Origin of the sequence: Methylobacterium indicum (genome assembly GCF_001043895.1) — a bacterium.
GTDB classification, from domain to species: domain Bacteria; phylum Pseudomonadota; class Alphaproteobacteria; order Rhizobiales; family Beijerinckiaceae; genus Methylobacterium; species Methylobacterium indicum.
The window spans coordinates 20,023-43,654 of the sequence record NZ_JTHF01000056.1 but is presented as its reverse complement, the minus strand read 5'-3'; the positions used below and the strand labels follow the sequence as shown (position 1 = coordinate 43,654).

The window sequence follows — 23,632 nt, the reverse complement described above, 5'->3', positions numbered from 1 at the left end:
GCCGCCGCCGGCGGGCGCCGCCTCGGTCTTCGGTTCCGCTTTGGCTTCGGTCTTCGCACCGCCCTGAGGAGCCGCCGGCAGGGCCTGGACGAGGCCGAGGGCCGCCGTGTCGGTGGTGGCCCGGTCGATCAGGATCAGGCTGCCGGTGTCGCGGTTCTGGCGGTAGGCGTCGACCGCGACCTTGCGGTCGAGGCTGAGCGTCACGTCGCCGATGTCGTTGGCGCTCAAGGACCCGGCCGGCACGCCCTGCCCGGTCTCGGTGTCGATGCGCGCCCGCACGGCCTCGACCACGGCGTTCGCCGTCACCGTGCCGACCTTGGCGAGGTAGGTCGCGCCGGGCGTCAGCTCGGCCTCGTTGGCCCAGAACAGCCGGACCTCGAGACGGTCGCTGACGTTCGGCGGCTGTGCGGCCGCCGTGATGACGCTGCCGCGCGACGCATCGACCTCGTCGGCCAGCACCAGGGTCACCGACTGGCCGGCGATGGCGCGCGGCAGGTCGCCGTCATAGGTGTAGATCCGGGCGACCGTGGACGGGGTGCCGGACGGCGCCACCACCACCGCGTCGCCGACCGCGACGCTCCCCGAGGCGATCAGCCCCGAGAAGCCGCGGAAGTCGGAATTCGGCCGGTTGACCCACTGCACCGCCATGCGGAAGGGAGCGGCCTCCTCCTCGACATGGGCCGGCACCTCTTCGAGGTACTGGAGCAGCGGCGCGCCGGTATACCAGGGCGCGGCGGTGCCGGGCAGCACGACGTTGTCGCCATTCGCCGCCGAGAGCGGGATGCCGGTGACGTCGGCAAAGCGCAGGTCCCGGGCGAAGGCCTGGAACTCGGCGAGGATCGCGTCGAACCGGTCCTGCGACCAGCCGATCAGGTCCATCTTGTTGACCGCCAGCACGACGCGGCGGATGCCGAGCATCGAGACCAGGAGCGCGTGGCGCCTCGTCTGCGGGCTCAGCCCCTTGCGGGCATCGACCAGCAGCACCGCGACCTCGGCGGTCGAGGCGCCGGTCGCCATGTTGCGGGTGTACTGGACGTGGCCGGGGGTGTCGGCGACGATGAAGGAGCGCCGCTCGGTCGAGAAGAACCGGTAGGCGACGTCGATGGTGATGCCCTGCTCGCGCTCGGCCTGGAGGCCGTCGACGAGGAGCGCGAGGTCGATCTCGCCGCCCCGCGTGCCGTGGCGGCGCGAATCGCGCTCCAGCGCGCTGACCTGATCGTCGAAGATCTGCTTGGTGTCGTGCAGCAGGCGCCCGATCAGGGTCGACTTGCCGTCATCGACCGAGCCGCAGGTGATGAACCGCAGCACTTCCTTGCGCTGGTGGGCGGCGAGGAACGCCTCGTAGCCGAAGGCGCGGGTGGATTGGTGCACGGTCATCAGAAGTAGCCTTCCTGCTTCTTGCGCTCCATGGCGCCGGCGCCGTCCTTGTCGATCACCCGGCCCTGCCGTTCGGAGGTGCGGGCGGCCAGCGTCTCGCCGATGATCTCCGGCAGGGTCGCGGCGTCGCTCTCCACCGCCCCGGTCAGCGGATAGCAGCCGAGCGTCCGGAACCGCACGAGACGCATCTCCGGCGTCTCGCCGGGATTCAGCGGCAGCCGCTCGTCGTCCACCATGATCAGCTGCCCGTCGCGCTGCACCACCGGGCGCTCGGCCGCGTAGTAGAGCGGGACGATCGGGATGTTCTCCTGCTCGATGTAGAGCCAGATATCGAGCTCGGTCCAGTTCGACAGCGGGAAGACGCGCAACGACTCGCCGCGCTGCTTCTTCATGTTGTAGAGGTGCCAGGGCTCGGCGCGCTGGCGCTTCGGATCCCAGCGGTGCTGCGCGGTGCGCAAGCTCACGATGCGCTCCTTGGCCCGCGAGGCCTCCTCGTCGCGCCGGGCGCCGCCGAAGGCCGCGTCGAACTTGTGCTTGTCGAGGGCCTGGCGCAGGGCCTGGGTCTTCATCACGTCGGTATGGACCTCGGAGCCGTGGCTCACCGGCCCGATCCCGCGGGCGAGTCCGTCCGGGTTGGTGTGGACCAGGAGGTCGAGGCCGAGTTCCTTGGCGCGCCGATCGCGGAAGGCGATCATCTCGCGGAACTTCCAGGTCGTGTCGACGTGGAGCAGCGGGAACGGCAGCCGGCCCGGCGCGAAGGCCTTGAGCGCCAGATGCAGCAGGACCGAGGAATCCTTGCCGATCGAGTACAGCATCACCGGGTTCTCGGTCTCGGCGACCGTCTCCCGCATGATGTGGATGCTCTCGGCCTCCAGGCGCTGGAGGTGGGTCAGGCGGTCGAGGCCGTCGGTACGGACCTTGAGGGCGGCGCTCATGCGGCCAGCTCCGGGTTAGTCTTGGTCGAGGATGATTCGGACGAGGGTCTCGTGGTGGACTGTGCCGGCTCGAAGGCGCCGGGTTCCTGTCCGGGCTTGATCCCGCTGCCGGGCGCGCCGGCGACATGGAGGCCGCATTCCTGCTTGCCCGCCTGCTCCCACCACCAGCGGCCGGCGCGCTCGGGCTCGCCGACCTTCACGGCGCGGGTACAGGGCGCGCAGCCGATCGACGGGAAGCCGCGGTCGTGCAGGACGTTGTAGGGCACGTAGTTCTGGTGGATCAGCTCGGCCAAAGCCTCGCGGGTCCAGTCGGCGAGCGGGTTGAGCTTGATCAGCCCGCGGGCGTGGTCGGCCTCGGCGAGCGGCGTCTCCGCCCGGTTGGCCGACTGGCCGGCGCGCAGGCCGGTGAGCCAGCCGGCGGCGCCGGTAAGGGCCCGGCCCAGCGGCTCGACCTTGCGGAAGCCGCAGCAGGCCTGGCGCGCCGCCACGGAATGACGAAAGCCGTTGATGCCGGACTCTTCGACGAACCGCTCCTCGGCCTCGCGCTCCGGCGCGTAGGCGCGGATGCGGAAGCCGTAGGCCGCTTCCGTCTCGGCCCAGGTGTCGTAGGTCTCGGGAAAGAGCCGGCCGGTATCGAGGGTCACGATCTCGGCCCGCGACTTCGCCATGCGCAACGCGTGGGTGAGGGCCTGGTCCTCCAGGCCGAAGCTCGTGGTGAAGACCAGGCGGCCGTCCACCGTCGCGTCGATCAGCGCGAGGCGCGCCTGTAGGGCGAGGGGACGCAGACGCGTCGCCAGATCTTCCGCAAGGGCGTCCTGCGCCGCGCGGTCGAGGGGGAGGGTCATGGAGAGCCCGGGATTGGCTGCTTGTGTGAAGGGGTAACTGTTCGCTATACCGAACACTGTCAAGGCATGGCTGGTCCGCGATCCCGGAGTTTTTCGTTCTCCTCGCCCCCGCGCCTCGGGATATTGGGGATCCGGTCAACCCCCGGGTAGAAAATCCGTTCCCTTCCCGAGGGTCAGCCTTGAAAGAATCTTCTCCAGAATCGGAGCCGCGCAGTGGATGCCATCGATTTGAAGATCCTCGCCCTGCTCCAGAACGACGCGACCCTGTCGATCGCCCAGATCGGGGAGCGCGTCGGCCTGTCGCAGACCCCGTGCTGGAAGCGCATCCAGCGCCTCGAGGCCGACGGGGTGATCGACCGCCGGGTGGCGGTGCTCGACCCGGTGAAGTTGGGATTGGGGTTAACGGTTTTCGTCTCGATCGAGACCAGCGACCATTCCCGCGAGTGGCTGGAGCGCTTCGCCGCCACCGTGGCGGGGATGCCCGAGGTGCTGGAATTCTACCGCATGGCCGGCGACGTGGATTACATGCTGCGCGTCGTGGTGGCGGACATGCAGGCCTACGACGCCTTCTACAAGCGCCTCATCGCGGGGCTGCCGCTGAAGAACGTCACCTCCCGGTTCGCCATGGAGAAGGTGAAGAGCACCACCGCCCTGCCGCTGCCGACGGCGCCGTTCGTCCAGGCCGTCGCGGCGAACGGAAAATAATATTCTCTCTACGCGCCCGCGGACGATAACGACGATCTCCCGCGGACGCGTTCTTCAAAAAGAACATTTCGGTTGACTCCGGGCCGGCGCGGGCACATCTGTGCGGGCATGTCTCGCCCCGCGCTTCTCCCCCGCACGGCTCCCTTCGGCGACGCCGAGCGGGCCCATCTCGATGCCGCCCTCGGCTCCACCACCGCCCTGCAACGGGCGTGGCTCGCCGGCTTCCTCGCCGGGCTCGACGCCGCGGGAGGCGCCGCCACCGCCGAGGCGCCCGCCCCGGCCGCGCCGCCGCGGGCCGCCGAGCCGCTGACGATCGTCTTCGCCAGCGAATCGGGCAATTCCGAAAAGCTCGCCGGCGACGTGTCGAAGCTCGCCCGCAAGACCGGCTTCAAGCCGAAGGTCGTCGACTTCGCCGACCTCGACGTGGCGGCCTTGGGGAAGGAGAAGCGCCTGATCGTCATCGCCGCCACCTGGGGCGAGGGCGAGCCGCCGGCCCGGGCCGTGCGCGCCTATGGCGAGATCATGGGCGAGGGCGCGCCCCGCCTCGACGGGGTCGAGTTCGGCGTGCTGGCGCTGGGCGACACGTCCTATGCCGAGTTCTGCGCCATCGGAAAGCGCCTCGACGATCGCTTCGAGGCCTTGGGCGCCAAGCGCGTGCTGCCGCGGGTCGATTGCGACCTCGACTTCGACAAGCCGGCCGCCGCCTGGATCAAGGACGCCCTCAAGGCGCTGGCGCCGGCCGAGGCCGCCGCGGGCAACGTCGTGGCGGTGGATTTCGCCCGCACGGCGGGCGGCGACGAGGAGGTCGAGCTCAGCCGCGAGCCGGTCGTCGTCGAGGTGATCGAGCACGTCAACCTCAACTCGTCGCGCTCCGACAAGGAGACGATCCACCTCGCGCTCGCCTTCGAGGACGCCGCTCCCGCCTACGAGCCCGGCGACTCCCTCGAGCTCTACCCCGAGAACGACCCGGCGCTGGTCGACCAGATCCTCAAGGCCGCCGGTCTCGAGGGCGATTCGGTGCTGCGCCAAGCCCTGCTCGCCGAGCGCGACATCACCACCCTGTCGGCCGCGACGGTCGAGCGCTTCGTCAAGGCCACGGGCCACGAGGAGGCGCGCCGCCTGATCGAGTCGAACGAGGTCCGGGCCTGGATCGAGGGCCGCCACCTCGTCGACCTGATCGAGACCTATCCGGCCAAGCTGACGGCGCAGCACCTCAGCGACATCACCCGGCCGCTGCCGCCCCGGGCCTACTCGATCGCCTCCTCGCGGGCCGAGGTCGGCGACGAGGCTCACCTGACCATCGCGGCGGTGCGCTACACCACCCACGACCGGGCGCGGACGGGCGTCGCCTCGGTCCACGTCGCGGACCGGATCCGCACCGGCGCCAAGCTGAAGGTGCGGGTGAAGCCGAACAAGCATTTCCGCCTGCCCGCGAACCCCGCCACCGACATCATCATGGTCGGTCCCGGCACCGGCGTGGCGCCGTTCCGCGCCTTCGTGCAGGAGCGCCGCGCCACCGAGGCCCCGGGCCGCAACTGGCTCTTTTTCGGCGACCGTCACTTCACCCACGACTTCCTGTACCAGCTCGAATGGCAGGAGGCCCTGGAGGACGGGTCGCTCGCCCGCATAGACGTCGCCTTCTCCCGCGACCAGCCGGAAAAAATCTACGTCCAGGACCGGATCTGGGAGCAGCGGCGCGAACTCGTCTCCTGGCTCGACGGCGGCGCCCACTTCTATGTCTGCGGCGACGCCAAGGCGATGGCCAAGGACGTGCGGGCGGCGTTGGTGCGTGCCTTCGCCGACGTGAAGGGCCTGGATGCCGCGGCCGCGGAAGCGGCGGTGGCCGGCCTGGAGCGCAGCCACCGCTATCAGCAGGACGTGTACTAGGGTCCGCATCGCCGGGTGCGCATCTCCCCTCTCCCCGCGGGCGGGGAGAGGGCTGTCGACCCCTTGTCGGGTCGACAGCGAGGCGGCAGCCGAAGGTGAGGGGGAGGTGCCGGATGTGGCTCTTCCGGAAACACCCCCTCACCCTCGCCCTTCGGGCTTGCTGCATCTCCTGAACGGAGATGCAGCCCTCTCCCCGCCCGCGGGGAGAGGAGAAGAGAGCCAAGTCCGGCAACCAGTTCCGAGGCGTCAAACCCTCACCCCCGCCCCTCCTCCCACCCGATGAGGGGATCCCGCGTCTCCTTCGGTGCTGTCAGGCGCCCGGGACGCTGGTAGATCATGCGCCGTACCCGGCGCCCGAACGGACACACCCCATGGCCGACCATAAGACCGCCGACACCCCCACCGCCGAGCGCGTCTACGAGACGCCGCCGACCGAGCGTCCGATCACCGAAGCTGAAGCGGCCCGAGCCGCCAAGCTCTCGGCGAACGAGCACATCAAGATCGCCAGCGGCTACCTGCGCGGCACCCTCGCCGAGGGGCTCCTGAAGAACGCCACGGGGGCGATCTCGGACGATGACGGGCAGCTCGTGAAGTTCCACGGGATGTACCTTCAGGACGACCGTGACCTGCGCGCCGAGCGGACCAGGAAGAAGCTCGACAAGGCCTATTCCTTCATGATCCGCCTGCGCATCGCCGGCGGCGTCGTGACGCCGAAGCAATGGCTGATCCTCGACGAGATCGCCCGCACCTACGCCAACGGGACGCTCCGGGCGACGACGCGCCAGACCTTCCAGTATCACGGCGTCATCAAGTCGAACCTCAAGCGCACGATGGCGGCGATCGACGCGGCGTTGCTCGACACGATCGCGGCCTGCGGCGACGTCAACCGCAACGTGATGGCGGCGACGAATCCGGCCCAGAAGGGCGCCCACGAGGCCGCCTACAAGCTGGCCAAGGACATCTCCGACAGCCTCCTGCCGAAGACCAATGCCTGGCGCGAGATCTGGCTCGACGGAGAGCGCGTGGTCGGCGGCGAGGACGCGTCCGAGGTCGAGCCGGTCTACGGCAAGACCTACCTGCCGCGGAAGTTCAAGACGATCGTGGCGGTGCCGCCCTCCAACGAGGTCGACGTCTACGCCCACGACCTCGGCTTCATCGCGATCCTCGACAAGAAGGGCAAGGTGACGGGCTGGAACGTCACCGTCGGCGGCGGCATGGGCATGACCCACGGCGAGACCGACACCTTCCCGCGCACCGCCGACGTGATGCTGTTTTCCGAGCCGGAATACGCCCTCAAGGTCGCCGAGGCGGTGATGACCGTCCAGCGCGACTGGGGCAACCGCAATGTCCGCAAGAACGCCCGCCTGAAGTACACGATCGAGCGCTACGGCCTGAAGGCCTTCCGGGCCGAGGTCGAGAAGCGGGTCGGCCGCGCCTTCCAGGACCCGAAGCCGTTCACCTTCACGGGCAACGGCGACCGTTACGGCTGGGTCGCGGGCGACGACGGCAAGCACCACCTGACGCTCTACGTGCCGTCGGGCCGGATCAAGGACGTCGAGGGCGGGCCGCAGTTCCTGGCCGGCCTGCGCCGCATCGCCGAGGTGCACCAGGGCGATTTCCGCCTCACCGGCAACCAGAACGTCATCATCGCCAACGTCCCGGCGGATAAGAAGGCGGAGATCGACGCGCTGGTGCAGGAATACGGCCTCACCACCGGCGCGGGGGCGTTGCGCCGCAACAGCCTCGCCTGCGTGGCGCTGCCGACCTGCGGCCTGGCTCTCGCCGAGAGCGAGCGCTACCTGCCGAGCCTGATCGACGAGCTGGAGGAGAGCCTGGCCTCCCACGGCCTGTCTGACGACGACATCACCATCCGGATGACCGGCTGCCCGAACGGCTGCGCCCGGCCGTTCATTGCCGAGATCGGCCTCGTCGGCCGCGGCCCGGAGCGCTACAACCTCTATCTCGGCGCCGCCTTCGACGGCTCGCGGCTGAGCAAGCTCTACGCCGAGGACGTCACCGCCTCCGACATCCGCCCGAAGCTCGACCCGCTCTTCGCGGCCTACGCCAAGGACCGGACGAAGGGCGAGCGCTTCGGCGACTTCGTGATCCGGGCCGGCTACGTGGCGAAGACCGGCAACGGGCCGGACTTCCACGTCCAGACCGGCGCGCAGAAGGCGGTGGCCTGATCGGTTCGGAGTGGGCTCGCGCGCGTCAGGCAACCGAGCCCACTGCCATTCCCACCCGCCCACCTCATCCTGAGGTGTCAGCCCATCGATGATGGACCGACCTCGAAGGAGGACTCCAGTCAGCCCTGAGGCTTTCGGGAGCCCTCCTTCGAGGTCAGCCGATGTTCAATCGGCTGACACCTCAGGACGAGGGTGTGGTTGGGATGGATGGACGACAATTCCGGCTTTCGCTCTCGCGAACCGGAATCCCTCACCCCGCCGCATCCAGTTCCTTGACGATCGCCGCGATCACCCGCGTGTCCGTCGGCTCGACCGGCGTGGCGAAGGCGGCGGCGAGATGCCCGTCGCGGCCGACGAGGTACTTGTGGAAGTTCCAGCGCGGCGTCTCGGCCGGCTTCTCGGCCGCGGCCCAGCGGTAGAACGGGTGGGCCTGCGGCCCCGTCACGCCGGTCTTGCCCACCACCGGGAAGGTGACGCCGTGGTTCTTGCGCGCAGCCTCGGCGATCGCCATCCCGTCGAGGGGTTCCTGGCGGCCGAAATCGGCGGAGGGCACCGCGATCACCGTCAGCCCGCGCGGGCCGAACCGGGTCCAGAGCTGCTGCAAGCCGGCGAATTGCGGGGCGTAGCCGCAGGCCGTCGCGGTGTTGACGATCAGGATCGGCTTGGCCGAGAGGTCCGCCAGCGCGAGGCGGCCGCCCTCGGGTTTGGCGAAGCTGAAGGCCGAGGCGGTGACGGCGCTCTGGGGGGCCGCGGCCCGGGCGGGCAGAGCCAGGGCGCTTCCGATCAGGGCCAGGGCCTCGCGGCGGGCGAGCGGCATGGGGAACGTCTCCTCGATGAACTCGCCCGACTGTGTCGCGGCGGGCCAGGCCGCGCAAGCGGCGGCGCAAGGCCACGCTTGCACAAGGTCGTGTGGTCGTCTCGTCTCCCGATGAACTTCCGGCCGACTGTCACGTTGTCCGACGAGATTGGTCGGGAGGTCAGACGTGGACCGGCACGAGATCCTGAATTACTTCGAGCATCGCCGCGACGGCGCCTGGGTCTGCACCCGGCCCGTCACCCTGACCACCACCCGGGCGAGCGTGGTGATCCAGCCCGGCGCGCGGTTCGATTACGGCAAGAAGGTCGGCGGGATCGACCTCGCCGAGTACCTGGAGCGGCTGGGCTCCCAGTTCGGGTCCTGATGACGGCTCCGGCCGGGTGACGCAGATGCCACACCCGGCCCGAAGGTCGTCGGCGCCTTTTGACCCCGGCCCGATCGGCACGATAGGCTTCGCGGATGATCCCTGCCCTGTCCGCCCCCTCACCGGTCGAGGAATCACCGCCCGATACCCGCTGCCGCATCCTCGCGACGGCGGAGCGGTTCTTTCGCGAGATCGGCTACCAGAAGACCACGGTGGCCGACATCGCCAAGACCCTGCGGATGAGCCCGGCCAACGTCTATCGCTTCTTCGACTCGAAGAAGGCGATCAACGAGGCGGTGGTGGCGCGCATCATCGGCGAGGTCGAGGCCCGCATCGCCGCCGTGGCCGGCCGGCCCGGGCTCACCGCCGAGGCGCGCCTGCGCGAGGTCATCGTCTTCCTGCACCGCGACGCCGTCGGCCGCTTCACCGGCCACCCGCGGATGCACGAGATGATCGAGGCGGCGATGTCCGAGAGCTGGGATGTCTGCCGGCACCACGTCGACCGGATCACCGCGGTGCTGGAGCGCGTCATCGCCGACGGTGCCGCCGGGGGCGAGTTCTCGGTCGAGGACCCGGCGGTCGCGGCGCGCTGCGTCCACACGGCGATCGTGCGCTTCTGCCACCCCGTGCTGGTGGTGCAATGTCCGGACGATTTCGTGCCGGACCTGGACGTGATGATCGCCTTCCTGATCGGCGCGCTGAAAGCCGGATGGGCCGCGCCCACCGCGACCTGACGCCTGGCCGATCCCGCGTGAGCCGTCCTCCCAACCGTGACGGTTCGGGAGGGGGCGGCTCACGCCCTCCTGGTGGTCGCGACGAGGAAGCTCACGCCGCCCTGGCCTCGAAGTCGATTCGCGGGTCGATCCAGCTGTAGGTCAGGTCGGAGATCAGGTTCACCACCAGGCCCAGCAGCGAGAAGATGTAGAGGTTGGCGAACACCACCGGGTAGTCGCGGTTCACGATCGACTCGAACGAGAGCAGGCCGAGCCCGTCGAGGCTGAAGATGGTCTCGATCAGGAGCGATCCGGCGAAGAACGCCGAGATGAAGGCACCCGGGAATCCCGCCACCACGATCAGCATCGCGTTGCGGAAGACGTGGCCGTACAGCACCTGGCGCTCGGACAGGCCCTTCATCCGGGCTGTCAGCACGTATTGCTTGCGGATCTCGTCGAGGAACGAGTTCTTGGTGAGCAGGGTCGAGGTGGCGAAGGCCCCGATCGCCATGGCGACGATCGGCAGCGTGATGTGCCAGAGGTAGTCCGTCACCTTCTGCCAGAGCGGGAAGTGCGACCAGCCCTCGCTGGTCAATCCCCGCAACGGGAAGATCTGGAAGAACGACCCGCCGGCGAACAGCACGATCAGCAGGATCGCGAACAGGAAGCCGGGAATGGCGTAGCCGACGATGACGACGCCCGACGTCCAGACGTCGAAGGGCGAGCCGTCCCGCACCGCCTTGCGGATGCCGAGCGGGATCGAGATCGCGTAGGAGATCAGCGTCATCCAGAGGCCGAGGCTGATCGAGACCGGCAGCTTCTCGCGGATCAGCTGGAGCACCGAGACGTCGCGAAAGTAGCTCTTTCCGAAGTCGAAGCGGGCATAGTCCCACAGCATCTTCACGAAGCGCTCGGGTGCCGGCTTGTCGAAGCCGTATTGCTGCTCGAGGCGCTTGATGAAGGCCGGATCGAGGCCTTGCGCGCCGCGATAGCGGGAATTGGATTCCCCTCCCCCGGCCTGGGAGGTCCCGCCGCGGCCGGCGAGGTCGCCGCCGCCGCCGGTCACCCGGGACATGGCGGTGTTCTGGCCCTGGAGCTGGGCCAGCACCCGCTCCACCGGCCCGCCCGGGGCGAACTGCACGATTACGAAGGAGATCAGCATGATCCCGAGGATCGTCGGGATCATCAGGAGGAGCCGGCGCAGGATGTAGGCGGCCATCGAATCAGGTCCTTCCGATCTTCCTGGCCTTGTCGGCGTCGTGCCACCACAGGGTGGGCACGCCGAGGCCGTATCGGGGCAGCTCGCGCGGGCGGCCGTACAGGTCCCAGAGCGCGAGGCGGTGGGTGCCCGAGTACCACATCGGCACCCAGTAGCGGCCGGCCCGCAGCACCCGGTCGAGGGCCCGGCAGGCGGTGGTGAGGTCCGCCCGCGAGGCGGCGTCGGCGATGCGGTCGAGCATCGCGTCGGCGGCCGGGCTCTCGATGCCGGCGAGGTTCTGCGAGCCCGGCACCTTGGCGGCGCGGCTGCCATAGACCTCGCGCAAGCCGGCGCCCGGCGTCGGCGAACCGCCGAACCGCGTCGAGACCACGTCGAAGTCGAACTCCTTGAGCCGCGCCTGGTACTGTGCCGCATCGACGAGGCGCGAGCTCGCGCGGATGCCGAGCAGGCTCAGGTTCTTGATGTAGGATTGCAGCAGCGGCTGGAAAAGCGGCGTGGAATCCAGGAACTCGAAGGCCAGCGGCTGGCCGTCCGGCAGCTTCATCACCCCGCCGTCGCGGGTGCAGCCGGCCTGCCGCAGCAGGGTGTCGGCCCGGCGCAGGAGCGCCCGGTCCTGGCCCGACCCGTCCGAGCGCGGCGGCGACCACGGCTCGCCGAACACCTCGTCGGGCACCCTGCCGCGAAACGGTTCGAGGAGCGCCAGTTCCTCGGGCGCCGGCATCCCTTCCGCCTTCAGGTCGGATTTCTCGAAGAACGAGGCGGTGCGCGTATAGGCGCCGTACATCAGGTTCTGGTTCGACCATTCGAAGTCGAAGGCGAGCCCGATCGCCTCGCGGATGCGGGGATCGCGGAAGACCGGCCGGCGGGTGTTCAGGAACCAGCCTTGCGTGGCCGAGGGCGTGTGGTCCGGCACCGTCTCGCGCTTGACCCGGCCCTCCTGGACGGCCGGGAAATCGTAGCCGGTGGCCCAGACCCGGGAGGTGAACTCCTCGCGCCAGGTGAAGGTGCCGGCCTTGAACGCCTCGAACGCCACGTCGCGGTCGCGGAAATATTCGTAGCGGATCTCGGAAAAGTTGTTCTGGCCGACGGTCACCGGCAGGTCGGCGCCCCAGTAATCGGCGACGCGCTCGAAGGCGATGAAGCGCCCGACTTCGAACCGGGCGACCCGGTAGGCGCCGGAGCCGAGCGGCGGCTCGAGCGTCGAGGCCTCGAAGTCTCGGGCCCGGTAATAGGCCTCCGAGAAGATCGGCAGCTCGGCGACGATCAGAGGCAAGTCGCGGCTGCGGCCCGGCGCGAATCGCACCAGAACCGCGTCGTCCCCGTCCGGGGTGACGCCGGCGACGTCGCGCAGGAGCGCGGCGATCTGCGGGTGCCCCTTCTCCTTGAGCGTCAGGATCGAGAAGGCGACGTCGCGGGCGGTGAGCCGCGCGCCGTCGTGGAAGCGCGCCTGCGGGCGCAACGCGAAGCGGTAGGCCAGCCCGTCCGCGCTCACCGACACGCTGCGGGCGACGAGGCCGTAGAGGGCGTCGGGCTCGTCGAGGGCCCGGACCATCAGGCTGTCGAAGGTCAGGTCCATGCCGGCGGCGCCGTCGCCCTTCAGCACGTAGATGTTGAGGGTGTTGAAGGTCTCGAAGGCCTGGTTGCCGGTGGTGGTCGAGAGTGTGGCCGAGAAGGTGCCGCCCTTCGGAGCGAGCGGCTCGACATAGTCGAAGTTCTTGAAGTCGGCCGGATATTTCAGGTCGCCGAAGCTCGACAGGCCGTGGCGCTCGGCACCCTGTGCGCGGGCCGGGAGGCGGGCGGCGAGCAGAGCCGCCCCGCTCCCGGTGAGGAAGGTGCGCCGGCGCATCAGCGCGCCACCCCGGTCTTGGCGGCGAGCGCCTGGTCGTACCACCAGGTCGTCGGGAAGCCCGAGGCACCGTATTTCGGCAGCACCGCCGGATGGGCGAAGCGGTTCCAGCGCAGGGTCCGCGACACCGGCGAGGACCATTGCGGGACCACGTAGTCGTGGGCGAGGAGCACCCGGTCGAGCGCCCGGGTCGCCGCGACCAGCTCCTCGCGGTCGCCGGCATAGATCACCTTGTCGATCAAGGCGTCGACGCCCGGATCCTTGATGCCCGCGAGGTTGCGCGAGCCCGGCCGGTCGGCGGCGGCCGAGCCCCAGAAGTCGCGCTGCTCGTTGCCGGGCGAGAGCGACTCGGCCCAGTTGCTCAGCGCCAGCGCGTCGAAGTCGAAGCTGCGCACCAGGTTCTGGTACTGGGCCGGATCGACCACCCGCAGGCTCACCTTGAGGCCGATGCGCTCGAGCGCCGCGCGGTAGGGCAGCACCACCCGCTCGGCCGAGTTGTCGTAGCCGAGGAACTCGACCGTGAAGGGCTGGCCGCTCGCCTTCTCGACCATCTGGTTGCCGCGGATCTCGTACCCGGCCTCCTGGAACAGGCGCACCGCCTCGCGCAGGTTCGCCCGCACCGCTTCCGCGCTGCCGTTGACCGGGTTCCTGTAGGGCGTGGTGAAGACGGAGGCCGGGACCTTGTCCTTGAGGCTCTCCAGGATCGCCCGCTCGCGGCCCTCCGGCAGGCCCGACGAGGCCAGCTCGGTGCCGAAGAAGAACGAATCGACACGGCTGTAGAGCCCGTAGAACAGGGTGCGGTTCATCTCCTCGAAGTCGAAGGCGAGGTTGAAGGCCCGGCGCACCCGCGCATCCGTGAATTTCTTCCGGCGCAGGTTGAGGGTGAAGGCCTGCATGATGCCCATGCCGGCCTGCGGGAATTCCTCCTTGACGATCCGGCCCTCGCGCACGGCCGGGAAGCCGTCATAGGCGGTGGCCCAGTTGCGGGCGATGTTCTCGGTGCGCCAGTCGAACTGGTCGGCCTTGAACGCCTCGATCATCACCGTCGCATCGCGAAAATACTCGGCGCGCTGGGTGTCGAAGTTGTTGGAGCCGCGGTTCACGGGAAGGTCGCGGCCCCAGTAATCCGGCACCCGCTCGTAGGTGGCCGAGCGGCCGGCATCGAACCGGGCGAGGCGGTAGGGGCCGGAGCCGAGCGGAATCTCGAGCGTCGTCTCGGTCGGGTTGCGGGTCTTGCCGCTGGCGTCCTTGCCCTGCCACCAGTGCTTGGGCAGCACCGGTAGCTGGCCGACGATCTGCGGCAATTCGCGGTTGCCCTTCTCCGAGAAGGTGAAGGTGACCTCGTGCGGGCCCGTCGCCTCGGCCTTCGTCACGTTGTGGTAGTAGGCGGCGTATTGCGGGCTGTTCTCCTTCAGCACCTCGAAGGAGAAGACCACGTCGTCCGCCGTCACCGGCTTCCCGTCGTGCCAGCGCGCCTCCGGCCGCAGGCGGTAGATCACGCTGCCGAGATCCGCGGCCGGCTTCACGCCGTCGGCGAGCAACCCGTAATAGGTCGAGGCCTCGTCCTGCGCCTGGGCCAGCAGGGTGTCGTAGATCAGCGGGATCTGGCTTTCGAGGTCGCCCTTCACCCCGGCGACGATCATGTTGAAGTTGTCGAACGAGCCCTGCGAGCCGAACCGCACCAGCCCCCCCTTCGGGGCATCGGGGTTCGCGTAGTCGAAATGCGTGAAGCCCGCCGGGTATTTCGGCTCGCCGAGGAGCGACAGGCCGTGGCGCCAGCCGTCCGCGGCGGACGCGACGCCGCCGCCTGCGGGCGCTCCCTGCGCATGAAGCCGGGCCGGGAGGGCGGCGAGGCCGAGGAGAGCGGGCGCGAGGGCGAGGGCGGCGCGGCGAGTGAGGGGGCGTGCGATCACGCGGGGCGATCCTCCGGTGGAAAAGGTCTCCCCCCGTTCTAGGTCGCGGGGTGCCGCTCCGCCAACCCGGGCGCGTCCGCGCAGGGGCCCCGGACGAGAAAGGCCGGGCTCTCGCCCGGCCTCGTCGGTCGTCCCGCGGTGGTCCGTTCCGCCCGTCAGGGCTTCGGGAAATCGACCGGCTTGTCGGACAGGGTGCGCAGATAGGCCAGGATGTCGGCCCGCTCGGCGCCCGAGGGCACGCCCGCGAAGGCCATGATGGTGCCCTGCACGTACTGCTTGGGGCCGTGCAGGAAGTGGTCCAGATCCTCGTAGGTCCAGTTGCCGCCCTTGGCCTTCATGGCGGCGGAGTAGCCGAAACCCTCGTGGCTGCCCTTCGGCCGCTCGACGACGCCGTAGAGGTCGGGACCGACCTTGTTGGGGCCGCCCTTCTCGAAGCTGTGGCAGGCCATGCACTTCTTGGCGGCCGCCTGGCCCTTGGTGGCGTCGGCGCTGGCGAGGCGCACGGGGAGCGGCTCCTCCTTGGCGGCGGCGGGCGCGGCGGCGGCATTCTCCTCGGCGGCCGGGAGGGCGTAGCCGCGATCACCCGCCGGCTTCGGCTTGTAGATCAGCTCGGCCAGGAAGCCCGTCCCCATCGCGAGGAGAAGGGCGCCGAGCACTGCGCCGGCGACCTTGTTAAGCTCGAAGGAATCCATTCTCGGCAGCTCCGATGCTCCGGTGAGCAGGGGCGATTCGAGGCGCGGCCCGGCGCCACGCCGCACTGGTAGTCCGCCGGTGCTTAGCCGTTCTGCGACACCGTTGACAATGGCTCTAAACATCGTCGGTTCGTCGCAGAGCCCCGGCGTGTGGACGGCGCCACGGTTGCGGCTGCATGGTCGCCCGCCGGGATGGACTGCCCGCCGGGGCCGCCCGTCATGACAAGCCCCGCCCGCACTGCTAAGAGCCGCGGCTCGCCGGGCAACCGACGCCCCGCAGGATGCGAAACCTCCGCATGTCCGATCCGCTCGTCCTGATCCCCGCCCGCCTCGCCGCGACCCGCCTGCCCGAGAAGCCGCTGGCCGACATCGCGGGCGAGCCGATGATCGTGCATGTCTGGCGCCGGGCGGTCGAGGCCGGCCTCGGGCCGGTGGTGGTCTGCACCGACACGCCCGCCATCGTGCAGGCGGTCGAGGCGGTGGGGGGGCTCGCGGTGATGACCCGGCCCGACCACCCGTCGGGGTCCGACCGCCTCGCCGAGGCCCTGGAGGTGATCGACCCGGAGGGGCGCCACGACGTGGTGGTGAACGTCCAGGGCGACCTGCCGACCATCGATCCCGCCGCCATCGCGGCCGCCGTGGTGCCGCTCGCCGACCGGGCCGTCGACATCGCGACGCTGTGCGCCGTCATCACCCGGCCCGAGGAGCGGACGGAGCCGAGCGTCGTCAAGCTCGTCGGGTCCGAGATCGCCCCGGGGCGGCTGCGGGCGCTCTACTTCACCCGTGCGACCGCGCCCTACGGCGACGGCCCCCTCCTCCACCATATCGGGCTCTACGCCTATCGCCGCCGGGCGCTCGCCCGCTTCGTGTCCCTGCCGCCGAGCCCGCTCGAGCTGCGCGAGAAGCTGGAGCAGCTGCGGGCGCTCGAGGCCGGGATGCGGATCGACGCCGTGGTGGTGGACGACGTGCCCCTCGGCGTCGACACGCCCCACGACCTCGAGCGCGCCCGCGCCGTCCTCTCCGCCCGGCGCCTGAACTGATTTCCCCGAAAGCTGTCGCGATGAACCAGACGATCTCCTACCAGGGCGAGCCCGGCGCCAACTCGCACATCATCATCAACGAGGCCTATCCGGACTGGACGCCGCTGCCCTGCGCCACCTTCGAGGACGCGCTGACGGCGGTGCAGGACGGCTCGGCGGCGCTGGGCATGATCCCGATCGAGAACTCGATCGCGGGTCGCGTCGCCGACATCCACCACATGCTGCCGGCCTCGGGCCTCCACATCATCGGCGAGCAGTTCCTGCCGATCCGCTTCCAGCTCATGGCCCTGCCGGGCGTGGCGCTCGACGAGATCCGCACCGTGCACAGCCACGTCCACGCGCTCGGCCAGTGCCGCAAGATCATCCGGCGGCTCGGCCTCAAGGCCGTGGTCGCCCCCGACACCGCCGGAGCCGCCCGCCAGGTCGCCGAGGCCGGCGACCGCACCCGCGCCTCGCTCTCGCCGCGGCTGGCCGCCGAGATCTACGGCCTCGACATCCTGGCCGAGAACGTCGAGGACGAGGAGCACAACACCACCCGCTTCGTGGTGCTCTCCCGCGAGCCGGCGCTGCCGCCGGTGGGGACGGGCCCGACGGTGACGAGCTTCATGTTCCGGGTCCGCAACATCCCGGCGGCGCTCTACAAGGCGCTCGGCGGTTTCGCGACGAACGGCGTCAACATGACCAAGCTCGAGAGCTACATGGTCGAGGGCCAGTTCACCGCGACCCAGTTCTACGCCGAGGTCGACGGCCACCCGGAGGAGCCGTCCCTGCGCCGGGCGCTCGACGAGCTCGCCTATTTCTCGAGTGCGATCCGGATCATCGGAACCTATCCGGCCCACCCGTTCCGGGAGAGCGCCCGTCCGCCGGCGGAGTGATCCTGCCGGTCGCCGATCGTCGATGCCGGTCGCCGATACCGGTCGCCACGTGTCGCCGAGCCGCCGGTTCGGCATCCGGTCGTCGACACGGCTCACAGGGCTCCCGACCCTAAGCAGACTTGCGTTGGCAGGCCGACGCTTCGCCCGCTCAGGTTCTTGTCGCGTCGCAGGTTTTCACCGCCGAACCGGTGTCCGCTTCGGCGACATCTGCTTGGGTCCGACCGGGAGCCTTCCCGGTCGGCGGCGGCCCCGGGAAGGCGTCCGCGCAGAGACGCAGGGCCTGTTTGGCTCGTGATGACTTTGACTTGCAGCAAATCCGACTTGCGGCGACCCGATCGCGAGGGGGCTATCCTGCCCTCCACCTCCCGATGATGTTGCCGGTGGAATAGAAGGGATCGATCGGGCAAACAGGCTCTCGCAGTCCACGACAGCGGCGGATGCGAGTGCTGGCGAATGCAGGTCCTCGTGAGCCGCCTCCCGTCCCGCACGACTGAAGCGATGGCGGAAGGAGATCCGGGAACGGGACGGCTCGAGGCCGAACGTGGGCCTGCCGGCGTCGCGCCTGCCAGTGTCGCGTATCGGGACCGAGACTGCCGCAGGCGCGGGACCGCCTCCGGGTGACGGAGGCTTTGCCGTCGCTCCGAAGCAAGCGCGCTCGCCGTCGTCATGGATGACGACGATCGGGGCCACTTTGGATTTTCGAGCGCTACTCCCACGCGGCCGAGTGCATTCGCCGCGCGCGTTGCTGCCCGCCAACGCATTGGATGCCGATTGAACGACCGTCAGCTGTCAGATCTCATGCGGCGCGCCGCAGATCGACCAGCAAATCGCATGATTAAGTCTAAATTAACGATATTCGATTAGCGACATCCAGCATAGTTGCAAAATTATCACACGCAAAAAATATAGTTGAGCGTTCAGCTTGAACGCGTGACCTGCGTCGCTTTGCTTGGACATCTTACGCAGGGGTCTGAGGCAATCCTTTGCAGGTGGTCACGACAATGATTATGTCGCGTCGCTTCGGCGGATTTCCGCTCGGTATCCGGGCGAAGATCGTTGGCTCTTCACTCGTTTCGATCGTCATCCTCTCATCCATCGTCGTATACGAAACGAGAACCATATCGTCCTTGTCGGACAAGATCGATCAGCTCGGCAGATCCGACGAGCGGTCGTTCTACGTCGTCGGCCTGCAGGAGCGCTACGCGAGCCTGAGTGCCGCGCTGAGCGGTCTCCTGTTGTCCAATTCCGAGGACAACAAGCAGGAACTGGCGAGAACCCGCACGCGCATGGCCGAGATGCTGGGCGACCGCCCGGCGACGCAGAACGAGGCGGCGATGCAGCCGGTCGTCGCGCTCTGGTCGCGGTTCTCGGGCCTCGTCGACGGGTCCTCGGCCGTGCCCGCCCTGATCGCCCGGCGCGACGAGATCGCCGAGGAGCTGGTCCCGCTCGGAGCGAAGATCTCGTCGACGATGCTGGACCTCGTCACGCAGGCGGATACCGGCGATGTCGGCCGATCGATCGTCATGACCATCAACGCCTCGTTCACCCGCGGCCGGCCGATCGTCGAGCAGGCCCTGCGCACGGGCGACGAGGACGAGCTCTTTCTGGCCACGCAGCAGATCGCCTCGATCACCCACGCGTTGCAATCGCTGCCGATTCCCGGGGCCCCGGTCACGGCCCTGCCGGAGATCGGGACGATCCGGACGGCCATTGGTGCCTATTCGGCCCAACTCGGCCACCTCCAGACGACGATCGAGGCGCTGAACAAGGCGCGCGCCGAGCAGATCGAGGTCGACGCCGCGATGAAAGCCGCCCTGGGGGCGATCGTCCAGCAGCAGACCGAGGCCATGGCGACCATCCGGGCCGAGGCCTTCGGGACGGCGCGGAGCGCCACCGAGGTCGCCGTCGTCAGCGCCGGGGTGGCGATCGTCTTCAGCCTCACCCTGGCCTGGATCCTGAGTGGCAGCATCAGCCGGCCGACTCGCCGGATGACGCAGGCGGTGCGGGCGCTGGCGAGCGGCGACGTCGAGGTGGTGGTTCCGAGCCGCGGACGGCGTGACGAGATCGGGATCATCGCCGAGGCGGTGCAGACCTTCAAGGAGGCTCTGATCCGGTCGCGGGCCCTCGAGGCGGAGGCCGCGCGGGCACGGGCTTCGGCCGAGGAGCAGCGCAAGGCCGGCATGCGGCAGATGGCCGACGGCTTCGAGCACGCGGTCGGCGGGATCGTCCGGCTGGTCTCCACCTCGGCGACGCAGCTCCAGGCCACCGCCCAGCGGATGAGTGCCGCGGCCTCCGACACGGCCGGGCGGTCGGTGACGGTTGCGGCGGCGGCCGAGGAGGCGGCCGCGAACGTCAACACCACGGCGGCGGCGGCCGAGGAGATGGGCTTGTCCGTCCAGGAGATCGGGCGGCAGGTCGACGGCTCGGCCGATCTCGCCCGCCAGGCCGTGGCGGAGGCCGGTCAGACCGGCGCCCTGGTGCATGAGCTGAGCCAGGCGGTGGCGCATATCGGCGACGTGGCGACGATGATTGCGTCGATCGCCGGCCAGACCAACCTGCTCGCCCTCAACGCCGCCATCGAGGCGGCGCGGGCGGGTCCGGCCGGCCGGGGCTTCGCGGTGGTGGCCGCCGAGGTCAAGGCGCTGGCTGGGCAGACCGCGCAGGCGACCGGGGAGATCGCCGGGCAGATCGCCCGCATCCAGGCGGTGACCGGCCAGGCCGTCTCGGCGATCGGTGCGATCGGCGCGCGCATCCAGGAGATCAGCGGCGTCTCGACCTCGATCGCCGCAGCCGTCGATGAGCAGGGCGCGGCCATGCAGGAGATCGTCCGCAACGTGAGCCAGGCCGCGCAGGGCACCGTGGAGGTGACGGGCACCATCGCGGGCGTGGCAGCGGTGGCCGAGGAGACCGGGGAGGCCGCCGATCACGTCCTCGGCGCTGCCCAGGACCTCTCGCGTCAATCCGCCCATCTCGCGGCCGAGGTCGGCCGGTTCCTCGCGACGGTGCGGGCGGCCTGACGGTGTTTTTCCCCCGCGGGGCTCAGAACAGTGAACCCTGCGCCTCGCTCGGCCGTTCCGGCGCCGGGCGCGCCGGGGTATCTTCGTCCGGGTGCAGCAGGTCCGCCGCGTCGTGGCGCACGTCGTTCACCCGCCGGCTCGCCGGGGCGAGGTCCAGCCACTCCTCCGGGGCCGGCCGGCACAGGGCAGCCGCGCGGCCGGCCTCGACGTCCCGCATGTCGAGCCACTGGTCGACGCCCTCCGGCGAGAGGATCGCCGGCATGCGCTCGTGGATCGCGGATAACAGCCCGTTGGCGCCGCAGGTGACGATCGCCGCGGTGTCGATCTCCGAGCCGTCGCGGCTGCTCCAGGTCTCCCACAGGCCGGCGAGCGCCATCGGCCGGCCGTCGGCCCGGCGGATCGCGTAAGGGGCCTGGCCGCGGGGACCGCCGCGGCGCCACTCGTAGAAGCCGTCCGCCAGAAAGATGCAGCGCCGGTAGCGCAGCGCGTTGCGAAAGCTCGGCTTCTCGGCCGCGGTCTCGATCCGGGCGTTGATGACGAGGGGGAAGTCGTCCGGGTCCTTGACCCAGGCCGGCAGGAAACCCCAGCGCATCAGCACGAAGCGCCGCCTTCCGTGCTCGGACGTCACCACCGCGACCGGCTGGGTCGGCGCCACGTTGTGGCGGGCCGGGAAGTTCGGCCGGTCGTCGTAGCCGTAGGCCTCGCGAAAGGTCTCGGGCGAGGAGGTGACGAAGAAGCGGCCGCACATCCCTGTTCGCCTCCTACAGCCAGCGCTTCCAGCGGAAGAAGGCATAGGGCAGGATCGCCGCCACCACCATCATCACCACCGCCATCGGGTAGCCGAAGCCCCAGTCGAGTTCCGGCATCGTCTTGAAGTTCATGCCGTACATCGAGGCGATCAGGGTCGGCGGCATGAACACCACCGCCATGACCGAGAACAGCTTGATGATGTTGTTCTGCTCGAGGTTGACGAGACCGAGCGTCGCGTCGAGCAGGAACTGGATCTTTCCGGAGAGGAAGCTCGCATGCTCCTCGAGCGACTGCAGGTCGCGCAGGGTCGAGCGGACCTCCTCGCGGATCTCGCGCGGTGCCTTGCTGGCCCGGTAGCTCGCCGAGAGCGAGAGCAGGATGCGCTCGACGGAGACCAGGCTCTCGCGCTGCTGCGACAGCAGCTCGTTGTGGCGCCCCAGCGCCCGCAGGGTGTCCTGCAATTCGGCGTTGCGGGCGCTCGGGTCGGTATGCTCGGCGAAGATCTGGCGCGACAGCCGGTCGATCCGCTCGCCCTGGAGCTGGAGCACGTCGGCGGCCCGGTCGATCACGGTCTCGATCAGGCCGGCGAGGATCGCCTCGCCGGTCAGCATCACGCCGGCCGGCCGCGCGGCGCGGTGGACGAACATCCGGAACGCCTGCGGATCGTCGTAGCGCACCGTGGCGAGCTTGTTGTCGCGCAGGATGAAGGTGACGCCGGTGAGCCGCGCATCGTCGGTGTCGACCCGGCAGAGCAGCCGCCCGGTCATGTAGCGGGCGCCGTTCTCGACGTAGAGGAGCTCCGAGGGCTCGATGTCCTGCATCTCCTCCCGGGTCGGGATCGAGATGCCGAGGAAGGCCTCGACCTTGTGGTCCTCCTGGCGGGTCGGCTCGATCAGGTCGATCCAGAGCGCGTCCGGCGGGATCGGCTCCGACATCTCGAGCAGGCGCCGCTCGAGGAGCGGCTGACCGGTGCTGGCGCAGGCATTGGGCTGATGGACGAAGATCAAGGGCGGTCTCGGACGACGGTGACGCGACGGAGGGGCCTTGTGGCCCGGCCGCTTGAAGGCTCCGTGACAGCTAAGCAGATTTCGCCGAAGTGGACACCGGTTCGGCGGCAAAAATCTGCGACAGGACAAGAACCTAAGCGGGCGAAGCGTTGGCCTGCCAACGCAAGTCTGCTTAGGTCACCGGTACCCCGCTTGTCGATGCCGCCCGGTCCACAGAAGCCCGGTGTTTTTGCGCCGGGTCAGGCTTCCGCCGCCCCGGCCTCCGACGGTGGCTGGCAGACGTCGATCCACTCGGCCCCGGTCAGTGCCGCCATGCGCTCGGGCGTGATCCGCACGGCGCTGTGGGGCGAGCCTGCCGCCGGCACCACCTCGTCGAAGGCCCGCAGGCTGACGTCGCAATAGACCGGCAGCGGCGTCGCGAGGCCGAACGGGCAGACGCCGCCGACGGGATGACCGGTGATCGCCTCGACCTCCTCCGCGCCGAGCATCCGGGGCTTGACCCCGAAGGCCGCCTTGGCCTTGCGGTTGTCGAGGCGCGCGTCGCCGCGCGCCACCAGCAGCACCACCCGCTCGCCGAGGCGCAGCGACAGGGTCTTGGCGATGCGGGCCGGCTCGACCCCGTGAGCGGCGGCCGCCAGCGCCACGGTGGCGGAACTCGCCTCGGTCTCCAGCACCGTGAGGTCGGGCGCGCGGGCGGCGAGGTCGGCCTTGACGGAAGCGAGGCTCATCGGCGGACCGACCCGCACGGGGAGAGAGAAGCGAACACGGGCGGGCCCTCGGGGTTGCGATGGATGCCGATCCGGCTCCCCTCGCCCGACAGGCCGGCCGGCGCAAGCCCCTTGGCCAGCGCAAGCCCCTTGGCCAGCGCAAGCCCCTTGGCCAGCGCAAGCCCCTTGGCCAGCGCAAGCCCCTTGGCCGGGGCTCGTTCGCGACGACGATCCTCTCCATCCCGGCGGCGCGGTCTGCTCCAACGCAAAAAGCGCGTGTCCCTCGCCCCGATGGCCGAGAGAACACGCGCCTGTCGCCTTGCGGCGCGGCCGATCAGTAGCGCGGGCCGCCCGTGGTGTTGCCGAGCTGCTGCTGGTAGCCCGGGCGCGACGGGTTGCGGGCGTTCGGGTTGCCGGAGCGCATGTGGTGGCGGCGCATGTGACGGCGCATGTGGCGGTCGTGCCGCTTCATGTGATGGTAGTGGTAGTGGCGGCGCATGGCGACGTGCTCGACCGTCGATTCCGCGCCGGCCACGGCCGGGGCCGGGGCGGTCACGGCGGCCGAGGCCGGGGTGAGAGCGAGACCGCCCAGCAGAACGCTCGCCGCCAGGGCCAGGGACAGGGACTTCATCGCGGTGTACTCCAGCCGGTGGCCCCTCGGCCAACCCGTGCGTCAATTCTCTGGCGCGCAACCGGTTCCGCAGCGGCATCGGAAATCATCGGGAAAACTTCCCAGG

Annotated in this window: 19 protein-coding genes and 1 pseudogene; 8 read left to right on the top strand and 12 right to left on the bottom strand. The window is 69.7% G+C overall.

What is annotated here, in order from left to right:
* Window positions 1–68 precede the first annotated feature (68 nt).
* The 3 genes and pseudogenes from cysN to QR78_RS07270 all read right to left on the bottom strand — a co-directional run.
* A pseudogene (cysN, locus tag QR78_RS35895) lies at window positions 69–1,377 on the bottom strand (sulfate adenylyltransferase subunit CysN); the annotation flags it as partial.
* Window positions 1,377–2,312 (bottom strand): sulfate adenylyltransferase subunit CysD, encoded by a 936-nt coding sequence (gene cysD / locus QR78_RS07275; RefSeq protein ID WP_048426830.1) that lies wholly within the window; start codon window positions 2,310–2,312, stop codon window positions 1,377–1,379. The gene cysD and the pseudogene cysN, both read right to left, overlap by 1 nt.
* The gene (locus QR78_RS07270; RefSeq protein WP_048426829.1) at window positions 2,309–3,157 is read right to left on the bottom strand and encodes a phosphoadenylyl-sulfate reductase; all 849 of its coding nucleotides are present in this window, start codon (window positions 3,155–3,157) and stop codon (window positions 2,309–2,311) included. Before QR78_RS07270 ends, cysD begins: the two co-directional genes overlap by 4 nt.
* Before the next feature lie 213 nt (window positions 3,158–3,370).
* Here QR78_RS07270 and QR78_RS07265 point away from each other — a divergent pair, with 213 nt between their 5' ends.
* The 3 genes from QR78_RS07265 (at window position 3,371) to QR78_RS07255 (ending at window position 7,935) form a co-directional block, all read left to right on the top strand.
* Window positions 3,371–3,862: an Lrp/AsnC family transcriptional regulator gene (locus QR78_RS07265; RefSeq protein WP_048426828.1), complete on the top strand. Its 492-nt coding sequence runs from the start codon at window positions 3,371–3,373 to the stop codon at window positions 3,860–3,862.
* Window positions 3,863–3,970: 108 nt separating this feature from the next.
* Window positions 3,971–5,749, top strand: a complete 1,779-nt coding sequence (locus tag QR78_RS07260; RefSeq protein WP_048426827.1) for a diflavin oxidoreductase — start codon at window positions 3,971–3,973, stop codon at window positions 5,747–5,749.
* Window positions 5,750–6,120: 371 nt separating this feature from the next.
* Entirely contained in the window at window positions 6,121–7,935 is a 1,815-nt protein-coding gene (locus QR78_RS07255) for an NADPH-dependent assimilatory sulfite reductase hemoprotein subunit (protein WP_048426826.1), read from the top strand.
* A gap of 250 nt (window positions 7,936–8,185) precedes the next feature.
* Here the strand turns inward: QR78_RS07255 and QR78_RS07250 are convergent, their stop codons facing one another.
* On the bottom strand, window positions 8,186–8,752 hold the full coding sequence (locus QR78_RS07250; RefSeq protein WP_048426825.1) for a glutathione peroxidase: 567 nt from the start codon (window positions 8,750–8,752) through the stop codon (window positions 8,186–8,188).
* A 166-nt stretch (window positions 8,753–8,918) separates the two neighbouring features.
* Here QR78_RS07250 and QR78_RS07245 point away from each other — a divergent pair, with 166 nt between their 5' ends.
* Together QR78_RS07245 and QR78_RS07240 are read left to right on the top strand one after the other, a co-directional pair.
* Entirely contained in the window at window positions 8,919–9,116 is a 198-nt protein-coding gene (locus QR78_RS07245; protein ID WP_048426824.1) for a hypothetical protein, read from the top strand.
* A gap of 95 nt (window positions 9,117–9,211) precedes the next feature.
* Window positions 9,212–9,850, top strand: a complete 639-nt coding sequence (locus QR78_RS07240) for a TetR/AcrR family transcriptional regulator (protein ID WP_048426823.1) — start codon at window positions 9,212–9,214, stop codon at window positions 9,848–9,850.
* 91 nt (window positions 9,851–9,941) lie between these two features.
* On the opposite strand, the gene QR78_RS07235 is transcribed toward QR78_RS07240, so the two are convergent.
* The 4 genes from QR78_RS07235 to QR78_RS07220 all read right to left on the bottom strand — a co-directional run bounded on the left by QR78_RS07235 (window position 9,942) and on the right by QR78_RS07220 (window position 15,499).
* A complete protein-coding gene (locus tag QR78_RS07235) occupies window positions 9,942–11,048 on the bottom strand; it encodes a microcin C ABC transporter permease YejB (protein ID WP_048426822.1) in 1,107 nt (368 codons plus the stop codon).
* Window positions 11,049–11,052: 4 nt separating this feature from the next.
* Window positions 11,053–12,894 carry an extracellular solute-binding protein gene (locus tag QR78_RS07230; RefSeq protein WP_048426821.1) on the bottom strand — a complete coding sequence of 614 codons (1,842 nt, stop codon included), beginning with the start codon at window positions 12,892–12,894 and terminating at the stop codon, window positions 11,053–11,055.
* Window positions 12,894–14,807: an extracellular solute-binding protein gene (locus QR78_RS07225; RefSeq protein ID WP_048426820.1), complete on the bottom strand. Its 1,914-nt coding sequence runs from the start codon at window positions 14,805–14,807 to the stop codon at window positions 12,894–12,896. The genes QR78_RS07230 and QR78_RS07225 overlap by 1 nt, the downstream gene beginning before the upstream one ends.
* Window positions 14,808–14,962: 155 nt before the next feature.
* Window positions 14,963–15,499 carry a c-type cytochrome gene (locus tag QR78_RS07220; RefSeq protein ID WP_048426819.1) on the bottom strand — a complete coding sequence of 179 codons (537 nt, stop codon included), beginning with the start codon at window positions 15,497–15,499 and terminating at the stop codon, window positions 14,963–14,965.
* A 296-nt stretch (window positions 15,500–15,795) separates the two neighbouring features.
* Here QR78_RS07220 and QR78_RS07215 point away from each other — a divergent pair, with 296 nt between their 5' ends.
* The 3 genes from QR78_RS07215 to QR78_RS34840 all read left to right on the top strand — a co-directional run bounded on the left by QR78_RS07215 (window position 15,796) and on the right by QR78_RS34840 (window position 20,431).
* Window positions 15,796–16,539: a 3-deoxy-manno-octulosonate cytidylyltransferase gene (locus QR78_RS07215; RefSeq protein WP_048426818.1), complete on the top strand. Its 744-nt coding sequence runs from the start codon at window positions 15,796–15,798 to the stop codon at window positions 16,537–16,539.
* A 20-nt stretch (window positions 16,540–16,559) separates the two neighbouring features.
* A complete protein-coding gene (locus tag QR78_RS07210) occupies window positions 16,560–17,414 on the top strand; it encodes a prephenate dehydratase (protein WP_048426817.1) in 855 nt (284 codons plus the stop codon).
* A gap of 1,127 nt (window positions 17,415–18,541) precedes the next feature.
* On the top strand, window positions 18,542–20,431 hold the full coding sequence (locus QR78_RS34840; protein ID WP_244276330.1) for a methyl-accepting chemotaxis protein: 1,890 nt from the start codon (window positions 18,542–18,544) through the stop codon (window positions 20,429–20,431).
* Window positions 20,432–20,453: 22 nt separating this feature from the next.
* On the opposite strand, the gene QR78_RS07200 is transcribed toward QR78_RS34840, so the two are convergent.
* From QR78_RS07200 to QR78_RS07185, 4 genes are all read right to left on the bottom strand, one after another.
* A complete protein-coding gene (locus tag QR78_RS07200; protein ID WP_048426816.1) occupies window positions 20,454–21,179 on the bottom strand; it encodes an SOS response-associated peptidase in 726 nt (241 codons plus the stop codon).
* A 13-nt stretch (window positions 21,180–21,192) separates the two neighbouring features.
* Window positions 21,193–22,188 (bottom strand): magnesium transporter CorA family protein, encoded by a 996-nt coding sequence (locus QR78_RS07195; RefSeq protein WP_048426815.1) that lies wholly within the window; start codon window positions 22,186–22,188, stop codon window positions 21,193–21,195.
* A gap of 239 nt (window positions 22,189–22,427) precedes the next feature.
* Entirely contained in the window at window positions 22,428–22,916 is a 489-nt protein-coding gene (locus QR78_RS07190) for a YbaK/EbsC family protein (RefSeq protein WP_048426838.1), read from the bottom strand.
* Between the two features lie 313 nt (window positions 22,917–23,229).
* The gene (locus QR78_RS07185) at window positions 23,230–23,526 is read right to left on the bottom strand and encodes a hypothetical protein (protein WP_048426814.1); all 297 of its coding nucleotides are present in this window, start codon (window positions 23,524–23,526) and stop codon (window positions 23,230–23,232) included.
* Window positions 23,527–23,632: the final 106 nt, after the last annotated feature.